This window comes from Blastococcus sp. CT_GayMR20 (assembly GCF_004570345.1).
In genome coordinates this window covers 1-12,691 of the sequence record NZ_SPQM01000129.1, presented here as the reverse complement: position 1 = coordinate 12,691, position 12,691 = coordinate 1, and the positions used below count along the sequence as shown (strand labels likewise).

The window sequence follows — 12,691 nt, the reverse complement described above, 5'->3', positions numbered from 1 at the left end:
CATGATGTCGTGGTCGGCGAAGTGCAGCTGGAAGGAGCTGACACCCGGCAGCGTCCCCGTCGGCGCGCGGATCTCGGCGGGGAAGTTGGGCAGCGTCGAGAGGTCGTTGCCGAAGGACGCCGTCTCGGCGGTGAACCGGTTGCCGGTCAGCTGCATGCCGTCGCCGGAGTCACCTGCCAGGCGGATGACGACCCGGTCGAGCTCCACGACGCTCTTCACGAGCCCGCCCGGAGCCGAGGTGAGGGCCGCCTCGGGTCGATCGATCGCAGTCATCAGTGGTGTACCTCCACCGGCCGAGGTTACGTGCGTGTGTCCACGGCCGGCATGTGGATCCCGACATGACGACCTCGAAAACCCCTAACCGGGCGCTTCCGTTCCTCATTCCGATGAGGGAGGCCTCGCAGCGGCCAGGGGAACGGCGCCCCGGGCGGTCGCGTTGGACCGGTCGTGCAGCGCTGGAACAACGGGTTGAAGACCGCCGTCCTCCTCGGGCTCATGGGCGGTCTCATCCTCGCCGCCGGTGCGCTCATCGGGGGACGTGGCGGGCTGCTCATCGCCCTCGTGATAGCGCTCGGCGTCAACGGCTATGCCTACTTCAACTCGGACAAGCTCGCGCTGCGCGCCATGCGGGCGTTCCCGATCACCGAGACCCAGGCCCCGCAGCTCTACTCGATCGTCCGGGAGCTGGCCACCGAGGCCCGTCAGCCGATGCCGCGCCTCTACGTCAGCCCGACCAACCAGCCCAACGCCTTCGCGACCGGGCGGAACCCCCGCAACGCGGCCGTGTGCGTCACCCAGGGCATCCTCGAGCTGCTCGACCGCCGCGAGCTGCGCGGGGTGCTGGCGCACGAGCTGTCCCACGTCTACAACCGCGACATCCTGATCAGCTCGGTCGCCGGCGCCATGGCCACGGTCATCACCTACCTCGCCCACATGGCGATGTTCGCGTCACTGTTCGGCGGCCGGTCGGACGACCGCGGGGGAGGCAACGCCCTCGGCGGGCTGCTGCTGATCTTCCTCGGTCCCCTGGCGGCCGGCCTGGTGCAGATGGCGGTCAGCCGGAGCCGGGAGTTCCAGGCCGACGCCACCGGCGCCCAGCTCTCGCAGGACCCGCTGGCGCTGGCCAGTGCCCTGCGCAAGATCGAACGGGGCGCCACGGCCCTGCCGCTGCCGCAGGACGACCGCCTGGTGACCCAGAGCCACCTGATGATCGCCAACCCGTTCCGCGGTCAGGGCTTCGCGTCGATGTTCGCCAGCCACCCGCCGATGCCCGAGCGCATCGCCCGCCTGGAGCGCATGGCGCGCGAGCTCGGTCAGTAGGAGAACTCCCTCGCCCCACCCCTCGTTCCTCGGGGCAGGCCCTGCGAGCGGGCCCTCCCGTCACGGCCGCAGCGGCTCGTGGAGGTAGCGCTGGACCGTCGCCCCGACGTTCGCTGCGATCACGTCCGGCGGCATCGCGTCGAAGGGAGGCAGCGCGAGGACGGATCGAGCCAGTGCCAGGCCGAGTATCTGGCTGGCGACGAGGGCCGCGCGCTGGGGCGCCTCGGACTCGTCGGTGATCAGGCGGCGCAGCCCGGGCACGAGCTGGCGGGCGAAGAGTTCGCGCATGCCGGCTGCCGCGGCGGCATCACTGGCGGCGGAGCGCAGCAGGCTCAGGAGGACCTGGCCCTCCAGGGTCTCCGCATCCCAGCGCGACAGGAAGTGCTCGACGAGGCGTTCTCCGTGCTCGCCCGCGGGCTGGTGGGTGAGGTCGGGGATGCGGAGGTCGATGTCGGTGGCCGCGGCGAACAACGCTGGCTTGGAACCGAAGTAGCGCACCACCAGGGCCGCGTCCACTCCCACGTCTCGGGCGACAGCCCGGAGAGAGGCCGAGCGATACCCCTCGGCGGCGAAACGGGTGCGGGCCGCTGCCAGGATCGCCGCCTTCGTGTCCGACGAGCGCCGCGTCCCGGTCACGCCGGTGATGCTATGTCAGCACGCGTTGACCTCGCCGGATCCGCGGCTCTACGCTGATGTCAACACCTGGTGACTCCGGAGATGCCATGAAGAGGACCTCGGCCGCAGTCGGCAGCTTCGGTTTCCTGCTCGTGACACCCGGAACCGTCTGCGTCCTGGTGCCCTCGCTGATCACACGTTGGCGTCGGCCCGTCGATCCGGTGCCGTGGGTCGACGGCCTGGGCTGGGTCCTCGTCCTCGCCGGAGCGGCGGCGCTGGCCCACGCGTTCGTCGCCTTCGCCTGGCACGGGCGGGGGACACCCGCACCATCGGCGCCGACCGAACGGCTGGTCGTCGAGGGCGCCTACCGGCACGTCCGGAACCCCATGTACGTCGCGGTCCTCGCGCTCGTGCTCGGCCAGGTCCTCCTCTTCACGAGTTGGGGGCTCTTCGGCTATCTGGTCGTCCTCGGCCTCACCGTGCACGCCTTCGTGCGCACGTACGAGGAACCCACCCTGCGCGAGGCCTACGGCCCGCCGTACGAGGAGTTCTGCGCGAACGTGCCGCGGTGGCTGCCGCGCCTGACTCCCTGGCGGGGAGTCAGGCGCCGTGACCCGAGGCGCCGAGCTGCTGTCGATCAGCGGTAGTTGTCGAACTGCAGGGCGACGTCGAGGTCGGCGCCGCGCAGCAGCTGCTGCACAGCCTGCAGGTCGTCCCGCTTCTTCCCGCTGACCCGCAGCTGGTCGCCCTGGATCTGCGCCTGGACGCCCTTGGGGCCCTCGTCGCGGATCAGCTTGGCGATCTTCTTCGCGACGTCGGACTCGATGCCCTGCTTGATCTTCGCCGAGAGCTTGTAGACCTTCCCGGAGGCCTGCGGCTCGCCGGCGTCGAGCACCTTCAGCGAGATGCCGCGCTTGATCAGTTTCTCCTTGAAGACCTCCAGTGCCGCGGCCACCCGCTCCTCGGTGTCGGCCTGGAGGCTCACCCCCTCGTCACCGGCCCAGGAGATGGTGGCGTTGGTGCCGCGGAAGTCGAAGCGCTGCGAGAGCTCCTTGCCGGCTTGGTTGAGGGCGTTGTCGACCTCCTGGCGGTCCACCTTGCTCACGACGTCGAAGGACGCGTCGGCCATAGCTCTTCCTCTCGCTGCGCGGACGTCGGCTCGGGGGGCCGAGGACGCCGTCCGCCGTCTTGTATTCTCCTTCGGTACCACCGCACGGCGGGTTGCCCGAGTGGCCAATGGGAGCGGACTGTAAATCCGTCGGCTTAGCCTACGAAGGTTCGAATCCTTCACCCGCCACGCCTGGTTCGGCGGCCCCCGACCTTCTCAGGTCGGGGGCCGTTCCGCGTCATGGGAGCGTCGGCGCTCGAGCGCTGGCGGTGGCGGTGCGTTCCAGCGGTTCCCCGCCCAGGAACAGCCAGTCGAAGGCGATCTGGACGAAGCGGGTGCAGCGCACGGTCACCTCGACACCGTCGGTCTCGGCCGATCACGAGTCGAGCGTCGTCCCGCCGTCGGCGAGCTGATCGGCGACGGCCGCCTGGGCGGTGGCGCGGGTGAGCGGCAGCTCGGTGCCGACGCCGCTGGTGTACACGATCGCCTCGTCGGTGCGGTTGGCCGCCGCGAGGGCAGCGCCGTCGCAGACGGCCTGCACCTCCTGCTGCTCGAGGAAGGCGTCGGAGGCGGCGATCGCGCCGAAGACCATCAGCGCCGCGACCGTCCAGCAGACGAGCACGAACGGCAGGGTCGAGCCCCGCTCCCGCGTCTCGTCGATGGTCGGCACCGGCGCAGCGTACGGACGCCGACGGTTGTCCACTCTCTGTGGACGATGCCTGTGGACACTGTGGACACCCGATCGTGTGGTGCCCTGTCCCGCGGGCGGGCCTGTGGACGACGCTCACGGCGGGTGGCGGAGCGACGCGAGACTGCCGCCATGTCGATCGAGATGCCGGCACGCGAGGTCTACGGCCTCGCCAACGCGCTCCGGGCCTCAGCAGGGACGGCGCAGGAGTTCGCCGTCCGCCTTCACGAGCCGGGGGACGTCGGTCCTCTGAGCGTCGCGGTCGAGGCGTTCCTCGACAGCCACCGGACGGCCGGTCGAGCCCTCGAGGGAGAACTGCAGTGGCTCGGGGACACCGTGGCGGCGGTCGCGGACTCCTGGCTGACCGTCGACGGCACGGTGCTCGCCGGCCCGGGTCGGGCGCGCCTCGGATGACCACCGCTCTGCCGGCCAGGATCCCGCTCGACATGCCCCCCGGCGACCCGGCGGCGATCGACGACGTCGTCCGGTCGGTCGCCGGCGCCGCGCACGTGCTGGCGGTCCTCGCGGGTGACCTGGAGGGGCCGGCCGCGACAGCGCCGGGGTGGATCGGGGACGACGCGGCGGCGGCCGCTGCCCAGATCGGGCGGGTGCGCCACCTCGTGCGCGAGGTCGGTGGTGCGGTGCTCGTCGCGACCGGTCACCTGAGCGCGCACGCGGACCGGCTCCGCGACGCCCGGCGGCAGGTGAGGGACCTGAGAGCCGAGCAGGACGACGACCACGCCGTGGCCTGGGGCCGGTGGAGCGAGCTGGAGGTCATCCGCGCGCAGGTCCAGTACGACGGCGCGGGTGCGGTGGCTGTCGTCGAGGACCTGCGGGCGTCCGAGGAGTCGCGGCGCAGGAGGCACGAGGCGCTGCTCGCCGATGTCGAGGACGACGCCAGCGCCACCGCGAGGGCACTGGTGGACGCCTGCGCCGTGGTCGGCGGCACCGGCCGGCCCGGCGATGACACGCGCGCGCTCGCCCACCTGGCGGCTCTGCTCCCGTTCTGGGGCGATCCACAGCTCGCCGCATCGGGAGCGGCCCTTGCGACCGCGCTGTTCGAGGCCACCACACCGGCCGGCATGGAGGAGGCCGCCCGTCAGGCCACCGCGAGCGCCGGGGCGCCTCCGTTCGCGACCGCGTTTCTCGAGGCGCTGGGTGCCGAAGGCGTCCGTGCCCTGCTGTCCCGCCTCGGCAGCGGCGGAGAGTGGTTGCCCTTCCTCGCCACCATGTTGGGCACCGCACTCGGTGCGGCGGCCGGCAGCGGCGAGGTCGACGACGTCCTGGGCGCCGTCTACGTCCACACCGACGAGCGATACGGCGACTCCGACGCGGTGGCCGTGGGGATGGCAGCGGTCGTCGTCGCAGGACGGACGGGCGGTTCCGGGGGGCCGCGCCCGGCAACCGTCGCCGGATGGGCACGCCAGATGCTGTCGAGGGAACACGTCCAGGGCACGGATGTGGGGCTCGGGGACCTGCCGAAGGGCTTTCCGCCCGAGGCGTCGGATCCGGTCGGGCAGATGGTGGGTCTCCTGGCCGACCGCCACGACTCCGCGGCCTCCGCGGCCCTGCTCGGGGACGGGGCAGTCTGGGAGGCGGCGCTGGCACGGGGCTGGAACGACGGTGGGGCCGCGCTCGGGCAGGTGATCGTGTCCGCGGCGCTGCAGGCGGGAGAGGCGGGGGCAGACGCCGTGCGGTCCGGCCTCGACGTGATCGGCAGCAGCCTGTTCGAGGGATCACCGCGGGACTGGGATGTCAGCCGCCGGACCGTCGCTCAGGTTGCTGCCGACATCGGCCGCGCGGTGGCGAGTCAGGTGCATGTCGCCGCGGGAGCGCTGTCGGTAGGGGTCGACGGCCGTCTGGTCGACCGCCAGGAAGAGGTCCTGCGAGGGATTGGCTACGTCAGCCTCGATGCGAGTGCAGCCGCCGCGATCGGCGCGGCCCTCCAGCGCTCCCTCGGTGTGGTTCCCGGGTCCTCCACCGTGGCCGGCGACGGGGCACCCCATCCGGTGGTGGTCCTCCCGGCCGCCTTCCTCGCGGTTCGGGAGTACGGACACCGGCTGAACCACGCGCTCGACGGGTTCGAGGCGAAACAGCGGGCCGAGAACGTCGAACTGCTCTGGAACTGGACCGTGGGTCTGCCGACCACCGTCGGAGGGGAACTCGTGCGTCGGAGCCCGGTCGGGGCCGCGCTGTCGTTCGCGGAGGGCTCGGCCGCGATCCTCTTCGGTGCGGACGGTACGTGGGACGAGCCGGTTGACCGGGGCCTGCGATTCTCCAGCGCCGACGCGGCCGAGGAGGCGCGCGTCCGGTGGGAGCTCAGGCGGGATGTCGAGTCGGTCGCGCGACAGGCGGAGGAGGCGTTCGAGCGCACGGGCGCAGCCCTCGGGATCCCGGCAGCGCCGGTCTCACCGAAGGCGAATTGGCTGGACCCGGTCGTGGACACCGTGACGGGTGAGGTTGTCAGCGGCGGACTCAGGACGGCAGGGAGAGGTGTCAACGACGTGGTGCAGTTGCTCCGCTGACACGTCCGTGTCACCCGTTCGATGACGACAAGTCGACCTCTGGTCACACTGAGTGACGACGCGAGGGTTCGTCACTCCGTCGTGATCTTCGATGCTTGTCCCAGTGGGTGACGGGAAGCAATGTTCCCAGCGCGGTCCGTACCGAACGACGCTCTGCCCCCGCGCGTAAGTGGCTGCCGCAGCAACCGCAGTCAGTCATGCCAATTTCACGTGGAGGCGTCATGAGCTCGCAGATCCGTACCGGCAAGTGGGGCCGCACCGGCAAGTGGGGCCGCACCGGCAAGTGGGGCCGCACCGGCAAGTGGGGCCGTAGCTCCCTCTGATCGAAGAATCCTTCGACGGGGCAGGCGGTACGCGACCACCTGCCCCGTTCGGGTTCCGGCTCCTCGGTTCGAGGCCCCGCCGCTGTTAGCCTCGGCGCCGCCCTTCCCACTTCCGAGAAACCGGGTCACGTTGGCCGAGCCCGAGATAGCCCCTGCCCCGCGCGTGTCGACCGCGGCGGCGCGCAGGGCATGGACGATTGCCGTCACCGGCAGTCTCATCGCGCTCCCGCTGGCCGTCGTCGTCCTGCCGGGGGCGATCGAACCGTTCCAGCCGCTCGCCGTCCTCGCCGTCTTCGTGCTCTTCCTCATCGCCGAGTCGATCGAGATGCACGTGGAGTTCCGGCGGCAGACCTTCTCCTGGTCGCTGGCCGAACTCCCGCTCACCATCGCCCTGGTCGAGGTCGGCGGTTTCTGGGCCACGCTCTCGTGGATCGTCGCGCTCGCCGTCCAGATGTCCTTCCGGACCTACACGCCGCCCAAGACGCTGTTCAACCTGGCGATGGTCCTGCTGCACGGCTCAGTCGCCGTCGCGGTCCTCGACGCCCTGCCCGCCGCGGAGATCACCGACCCGCTCCGCTGGTTCGAGCTGATCCTGGCCGTCCTGGTGGCCAACGTCGTCGTCGCCCTCATGATCACGTCGGCGATCATCCTGACGGCGGGCTACAACGGACCGCAGGTCTGGCGCGAGCAACTGGTCCCGATCGCCATCGTCTCGCCGGTCATCGTGTCCGTCGGGATCATGGCGCTGCTGCTGTCCACCCTCAGCACCTGGGCGTGGCTGCTCATCCTCCCGGTGCTGTCCGTGGTGGGTCTGCTCTTCCGGCGGTTCGGCAAGGTCGCCCGCGAGGGCAGCAGCGTCGAGCGGGTCTACGACTTCGCCCGCCGGGTCGAGCAGGTGTCGCCCGACGAGGCGGGCACGCAGCAGATCGTCGAGGCCGTCCGCGAACTGCTCAACGCCGAGCGAGTGGCGCTGTGGCTGCCGCCCTACCTCGACGAGGAGCCGCGTCTGATCGTCTCCGCCGAGAACGGCGCGGTCTGGTACGACGGCCCCGGGGACCCGGACGACGTCTTCCGGCGTCGCGCGGTCAGCTCCGTGGAGGGCCCGCTCCTCGTCTCGATGGCGAAGGCCGACGCCGAGGAGATGGCTGCGCTCGCGCGGCGCGGCGTCTCCGACCTGCTCGGCGCCCCGGTCATGACGGCGGCCGGCGAGCCCGGCTACCTCGAGGTGTGCGACCGCCGCAGCGACATCGTCTCCTTCGCCGACAGCGACCGTGCTGCGCTGGACTCGATGCTGACGCACGTCAACGCCGCGATCCGGCACCAGCAGCTGCTCACCCAGATCCGCTACGACGCCGACCACGACCGGCTGACCGGGCTGCCCAACCGGCAGCGCCTGGCGGCCGAGATCGACCAGGTGCTCTCCGCCGACGCGGCCGTCGCGCGGGCGGGCCTCATCCTGGCCTCGCTCGGCAACTACACCGAGGTGACCGACACCCTGGGGCATGCAGCCAGCGACGAGCTGCTCCTGGTGACGGCCGGCCTGCTGCGAGAGCACGCCCCGCCGCACGCGCTGCTGGCCCGGATGGAGGGTGAGCAGTTCGCCGTCCTGCTGCCCGGCCTGTCGCTGGCCGCGACCGAGCGCGCGGCGCGCCGCCTGCGCGAGGCTGCCTCCACCCGGGCCCGGGTGGCCGGCCTCGATCTGGAGGTCACCCTGAAGATCGGCGTCGCCGCCGCTCCCGTGCACGGGACGGACGCCGGGACGCTCATGCAGCGCGCCGACGTCGCCCTGCTGGCCGCCGTCGAGTCCGGCGGGGTGGCCAGCTACCACCCCGTCCTCGACCAGCAGAGCCTGCGCCGCCTGCAGCTGGGCACCGAGCTCGAGCAGGCGATGGCAGACGGCCAGATCAGCGTGGTCTTCCAGCCGATCATCGACGCCCAGACGTCGGACATCGTGTCGGTGGAGACGCTCGTCCGCTGGGCCCATCCCCGCTACGGCGCGGTCTCGCCGGACGACTTCATCCACCTCGCCGAGCAGATCGGCCGGATCGGCGCGGTGACCGACCACGTGCTCGACCTGGCCCTCGCCCGCTGCCGGCGGTGGCTGGACCAGGACATCGCGCTGTCGGTAGCGGTGAACCTGTCCGCGCACTGCCTGACCGAACCGGACCTCGTCTCGCGCGTCCGGCGGGCCCTGCAACGCCACGGCGTCCCGGGTGAGCTGCTCACTCTGGAGCTGACCGAGGGCAGCGTCGTCGGGGACTCCGTCCGCGACAGCACGGTGCTCGCCGACCTGCACGCACTGGGCCTGCGACTCTCGATGGACGACTTCGGCACCGGCTACTCGTCGCTGTCCCAGCTGCGGCAGCTGCCGATCGACGAGGTCAAGATCGACAAGTCCTTCGTGCTGGGCATGTCGACCAGCCAGGGCGAGTCGTTCATCGCCCGCTCGATCATCGAGCTGGCTCACAACCTCGGCCTGTTCGTGGTGGCCGAGGGTGTCGAGGACGAGCTGACCCGCAACCTGCTGGCGGAAATGGGCTGCGACAAGCTGCAGGGCTTCCTGGTCAGCCGGCCGCTGCCCGACGACCGCCTGGAGAGCTGGCTGCTGGCCCGCACCGGCGTGCGGTCGGCCGCACCCGGGTCGATCCACCGGCGCCTGTTCGTGCGCACGTAATCACCGGCGCCACGCTGTCGTACCCCTGCAGCGGCTGCCGAGGGCCGGTCGGGTAGCATCTTCGACGGCTCTTCGAGCACGCCCCTTTAGCTCAGTCGGCAGAGCGTCTCCATGGTAAGGAGAAGGTCTACGGTTCGATTCCGTAAAGGGGCTCGTAACACAACTGACCTACCGGTCCAGTCGCTGCGACCGGGCCGCACGGTCACCCGGCGGTGTAGCTCAGCCTGGTAGAGCAAGCGGCTCATAATCGCTGTGTCACCGGTTCAAGTCCGGTCACCGCTACTCCCGACGGACCCCGCACTCCGGGGTCCGTCACCGTGTCGGCAACCGCCGCCACGGACGCACTGCATCTGTAACGACAAGGCTAGGAGCACTCCTCATGGCAGCGACCGACATCCGTCCGAAGATCACCCTGGCCTGCCAGGAGTGCAAGAACCGCAACTACATCACCCGCAAGAACCGGCGGAACGACCCCGACCGGCTCGAGCTGATGAAGTACTGCCCGCGTGAGCGCAAGCACACGCTGCACCGCGAGACCCGCTGACGCGGGTCCGTAGCCGAGCCGAGGGCGGGAGCATGGCGCTGGACCGGGAACTGGTCGGGCGCAGCTACCCGCCCTCTGCCGTCTACGAGGTAGGCCGCGCGAAGATCGCCGAGTTCGCCGCCGCCATCGGTGAGGAGTCGGCGGTCCACCGCGACGCCGATGCCGCCCGGGCCGCCGGGCATCCCGACGTCATCGCCCCGCCCACCTTCGCCATCGTGGTCAGCCTCGAGGCGGCCATGGTGGTGCTCGGCGATCCGGACGTCGCGATCGACTACAGCCGCGTGGTGCACGGCGAGCAGAAGTTCGTCCACCACCGGCCGGTCCGCGCGGGCGACCGGCTGGTGGCGACCACGACGATCGACGCCGCCCGCACCGTGGCCGGCAACGACATGCTGACCGCGCGGGTCGACCTCGCCACCGAGGACGGCGAGGCCGTCTGCACAGCGACGTCGATGCTGGTCGCCCGGGGTGAGGCATGAGCGTCGAGGTGGGCACCGAGCTGCCCGAGCACGTCTTCCGCATCACGCGCGCGGACCTCGTCCGCTACGCCGGGGCCTCCGGCGATTTCAACCCGATCCACTGGAACGACCGCACCGCCGCCGCGGTGGGTCTCCCCGGCGTCATCGCGCACGGGATGTTCACGATGGCCCTGGCCGGCCGCGCGGTCACGGCCTGGACGGGCGACCCCGGAGCCCTCGTCGAGCAGCACGTCCGGTTCGGCCGACCCGTCGTCGTCCCGGACGACGACCGGGGCGCCGAGGTCACCGTCACCGGCACGGTGGGCGCGGTGCTCGACGACGGCCGCCACCGCATCGATCTCACCGTCACCAGCGACGGCGAGAAGGTGCTCTCCCTGGCCCGCGCGATCGTCCGCCTGGCATGACGGGCCGGCGGCGGATCCTGCTGGCCGCTGCCGGAGCGCTCCTCCTCCCCGGCTGCACCTCCTTCGCCGACACCGCGACCCCGCAGGTCCCGCGGGCCGCGGAGCCGACCGCGTCGGAGCCGGCACCGCCGCCCGTCGGAGAGGCGGCCTGCCCGGACGAGCGGGCCGAACCCGACCCCGACCGCCCGGTGGTCGCGCTGGACTTCCGGCTCGAGGACGACCGGCGGACCGTCACCGGCACGGAGACGGTCGAGTTCACCCCCGACCTCCCGGTCCGGGAGCTGGTCTTCCGGCTGGTGCCCAACGGCCCGGACTCCGCGGACGGCGGCAACCGCCTGGTCGTCGACGCCGTCCGGGGCGACGACGTCGCCGCGGGCCGGTACGAGGCAGCCGGGGCGACGGACCCCGGCGGGCTCTACGTCGTCGACCTCGAGGACGAGCTGGACGCGGGGGAGTCCACCGAGGTGGAGCTCGACTTCACCCTGTCGCTCGGCAGCGAGGGTTTCGACCGGTTCGGCACCGACGACGGCGTCTCCTGGTGGGCCAGCGGGGCACCGCTGCTGACCTGGGAGCCGGGCGTCGGCTGGGCCGAGGACCCGTTCGTCGACCTGGGCGGGGAGACCGCGAGCAGCCCGGTCGCCGACACGACCGTCTCGGTGTCGGCGCCGGAGGACCTCACCGTCCTCATGACCGGCGCGCAGGCCGAGCCGTCGGAGCCTCAGGGGGGACGCCGCACGTGGACGTCGCGGGAGCCGGTGGCCCGGGACGTCGCCGTGGCAGCCGGTTCCTTCACCACTGCGGACGGCGAGACGCCCGGCGGCGTCCGGGTCCGCGTCGGCACACTGCCCGACGCCGAGCTCGAGCCGGCCCAGCTGCTCGACGCGACGACGGCGGCGATCGCCGACCTGGAGCGGTTCGTGGGCCCGTTCCCCTACGCGACGCTCACCGTCGCCCTGCTGCCGGACTACGGCGGTGGCATCGAGTACCCGAGCCTGATCCTCGAGGCGACGCCGAGCGAGCAGGTGCTCGTGCACGAGGTGGCGCACATGTGGTTCTACGGGATGGTCGGCAACTCGCAGTTCCGCGACCCGTGGCTCGACGAGGCCTTCGCCTCCTGGGCCGAGTCGCTCGTCGACGGGGACGACGACCTCGTCAACCAGGCGGCGATCGACCTGGAGGGGCGGGTCGGCGGCACGATGACCGATTTCGCCGATCCGCGGTCGTACTTCCGGCTCGTCTACGACAAGGGCGGATCCGCGCTGCTGGCCGCGCGCGAGGCCGCCGGAGCGGAGCAGTTCGACGCCGCGATCCGCTGCTACGTCGACGCCGCTGCGTGGAGCATCGCCACGCCCGAGGAGCTCGCCCTCGCCCTCGCGGACCTGCCGCAGGCGATCGCCGTCCTCAACCGGGCCGGTGCCCTCGACAAGTCGGACCTGCCGTCCAGCGGTCCCCGCTGACTCCTACTCGGCGGTGCCGAGCAGCCGCTGCATCCGGCTGACGCCCTCGACCAGGTCCTCGTCGCCGAGCGCGTAGGACATCCGGAGGTAGCCCGGCGTCCCGAAGGCCTCGCCCGGGACGACAGCCACCTCGGCCTGCTCCAGGATCAGCTCCGCGAGCTCGGCGCTGGTCCCCGCCGTCCGCCCGGCGATGGGGCGGCCGAGCAGACCCTTCACCGACGGGTACACGTAGAAGGCGCCTTGCGGCTCCGGGCAGGCGACGCCCGGGATCTCCCGCAGCATCGACACGATCGTCTGCCGGCGCCGGTCGAAGGCCTCGCGCATCGTGGCCACGGCGGACAGGTCGCCGTTCAGCGCCGCGATCGCCGCCGCCTGGGACACGTTGGCGACGTTGGAGGTCGCGTGCGACTGCAGGTTGGTCGCGGCCTTCACGACGTCGGCCGGCCCGACGATCCAGCCCACCCGCCACCCGGTCATCGCGTAGGTCTTGGCGACGCCGTTGACGACGACGCACCGGTCGGCCAGCTCAGGGACGACGACCGGCATGGACGGCG

The 12,691-nt window shown here is 71.7% G+C and carries 13 protein-coding genes, 3 tRNA genes and 1 pseudogene; 12 read left to right on the top strand and 5 right to left on the bottom strand.

Features of this window, described 5'->3' with window-relative positions; translation table 11 throughout:
* Positions 1–273: pseudogene (locus E4P40_RS21835) on the bottom strand (2-oxoglutarate ferredoxin oxidoreductase subunit alpha); the annotation flags it as partial.
* A gap of 174 nt (positions 274–447) precedes the next feature.
* On the opposite strand from E4P40_RS21835, the gene htpX reads away from it, so the two are divergent.
* Positions 448–1,320 carry a zinc metalloprotease HtpX gene (gene htpX / locus E4P40_RS21830; protein WP_135160521.1) on the top strand — a complete coding sequence of 291 codons (873 nt, stop codon included), beginning with the start codon at positions 448–450 and terminating at the stop codon, positions 1,318–1,320.
* 60 nt (positions 1,321–1,380) lie between these two features.
* Here the strand turns inward: htpX and E4P40_RS21825 are convergent, their stop codons facing one another.
* Positions 1,381–1,956 (bottom strand): TetR family transcriptional regulator, encoded by a 576-nt coding sequence (locus E4P40_RS21825; protein WP_135160520.1) that lies wholly within the window; start codon positions 1,954–1,956, stop codon positions 1,381–1,383.
* Between the two features lie 86 nt (positions 1,957–2,042).
* Here E4P40_RS21825 and E4P40_RS21820 point away from each other — a divergent pair, with 86 nt between their 5' ends.
* A complete protein-coding gene (locus E4P40_RS21820; protein WP_135160519.1) occupies positions 2,043–2,582 on the top strand; it encodes an isoprenylcysteine carboxylmethyltransferase family protein in 540 nt (179 codons plus the stop codon).
* On the opposite strand, the gene E4P40_RS21815 is transcribed toward E4P40_RS21820, so the two are convergent.
* The gene (locus E4P40_RS21815) at positions 2,573–3,064 is read right to left on the bottom strand and encodes a YajQ family cyclic di-GMP-binding protein (RefSeq protein ID WP_135160518.1); all 492 of its coding nucleotides are present in this window, start codon (positions 3,062–3,064) and stop codon (positions 2,573–2,575) included. The genes E4P40_RS21820 and E4P40_RS21815 overlap by 10 nt on opposite strands.
* An 86-nt stretch (positions 3,065–3,150) precedes the next feature.
* Between E4P40_RS21815 and E4P40_RS21810 the strand changes: the two genes are divergently transcribed.
* Positions 3,151–3,232: transfer RNA gene (locus E4P40_RS21810), tRNA-Tyr, on the top strand.
* A gap of 187 nt (positions 3,233–3,419) precedes the next feature.
* On the opposite strand, the gene E4P40_RS21805 is transcribed toward E4P40_RS21810, so the two are convergent.
* Entirely contained in the window at positions 3,420–3,713 is a 294-nt protein-coding gene (locus E4P40_RS21805; protein ID WP_245160500.1) for a pilus assembly protein TadG-related protein, read from the bottom strand.
* A 150-nt stretch (positions 3,714–3,863) separates the two neighbouring features.
* Between E4P40_RS21805 and E4P40_RS21800 the strand changes: the two genes are divergently transcribed.
* From E4P40_RS21800 to E4P40_RS21760, 9 genes are all read left to right on the top strand, one after another.
* Positions 3,864–4,145, top strand: a complete 282-nt coding sequence (locus E4P40_RS21800; RefSeq protein ID WP_135160517.1) for a hypothetical protein — start codon at positions 3,864–3,866, stop codon at positions 4,143–4,145.
* On the top strand, positions 4,142–6,256 hold the full coding sequence (locus tag E4P40_RS21795) for a hypothetical protein (protein ID WP_135160516.1): 2,115 nt from the start codon (positions 4,142–4,144) through the stop codon (positions 6,254–6,256). The genes E4P40_RS21800 and E4P40_RS21795 overlap by 4 nt, the downstream gene beginning before the upstream one ends.
* A 486-nt stretch (positions 6,257–6,742) precedes the next feature.
* Positions 6,743–9,253, top strand: a complete 2,511-nt coding sequence (locus E4P40_RS21790; protein ID WP_245160499.1) for a sensor domain-containing phosphodiesterase — start codon at positions 6,743–6,745, stop codon at positions 9,251–9,253.
* 80 nt (positions 9,254–9,333) lie between these two features.
* Positions 9,334–9,406 (top strand) — tRNA-Thr (locus tag E4P40_RS21785).
* Positions 9,407–9,461: 55 nt separating this feature from the next.
* Positions 9,462–9,535, top strand: a tRNA-Met gene (locus tag E4P40_RS21780).
* A gap of 97 nt (positions 9,536–9,632) precedes the next feature.
* Entirely contained in the window at positions 9,633–9,797 is a 165-nt protein-coding gene (gene rpmG / locus E4P40_RS21775; protein ID WP_092194908.1) for a 50S ribosomal protein L33, read from the top strand.
* A gap of 32 nt (positions 9,798–9,829) precedes the next feature.
* Positions 9,830–10,276, top strand: coding sequence for a MaoC family dehydratase N-terminal domain-containing protein (locus tag E4P40_RS21770; RefSeq protein WP_135160515.1), 447 nt, complete (start codon positions 9,830–9,832; stop codon positions 10,274–10,276).
* Positions 10,273–10,680, top strand: coding sequence for a MaoC family dehydratase (locus E4P40_RS21765; protein ID WP_135160514.1), 408 nt, complete (start codon positions 10,273–10,275; stop codon positions 10,678–10,680). The genes E4P40_RS21770 and E4P40_RS21765 overlap by 4 nt, the downstream gene beginning before the upstream one ends.
* Positions 10,677–12,137 carry a M1 family aminopeptidase gene (locus tag E4P40_RS21760; protein ID WP_135160513.1) on the top strand — a complete coding sequence of 487 codons (1,461 nt, stop codon included), beginning with the start codon at positions 10,677–10,679 and terminating at the stop codon, positions 12,135–12,137. Before E4P40_RS21765 ends, E4P40_RS21760 begins: the two co-directional genes overlap by 4 nt.
* 3 nt (positions 12,138–12,140) lie before the next feature.
* Here the strand turns inward: E4P40_RS21760 and E4P40_RS21755 are convergent.
* A partial coding sequence (locus tag E4P40_RS21755) for an aminotransferase class I/II-fold pyridoxal phosphate-dependent enzyme (RefSeq protein WP_135160512.1) occupies positions 12,141–12,691 on the bottom strand: 551 nt, incomplete at its 5' end.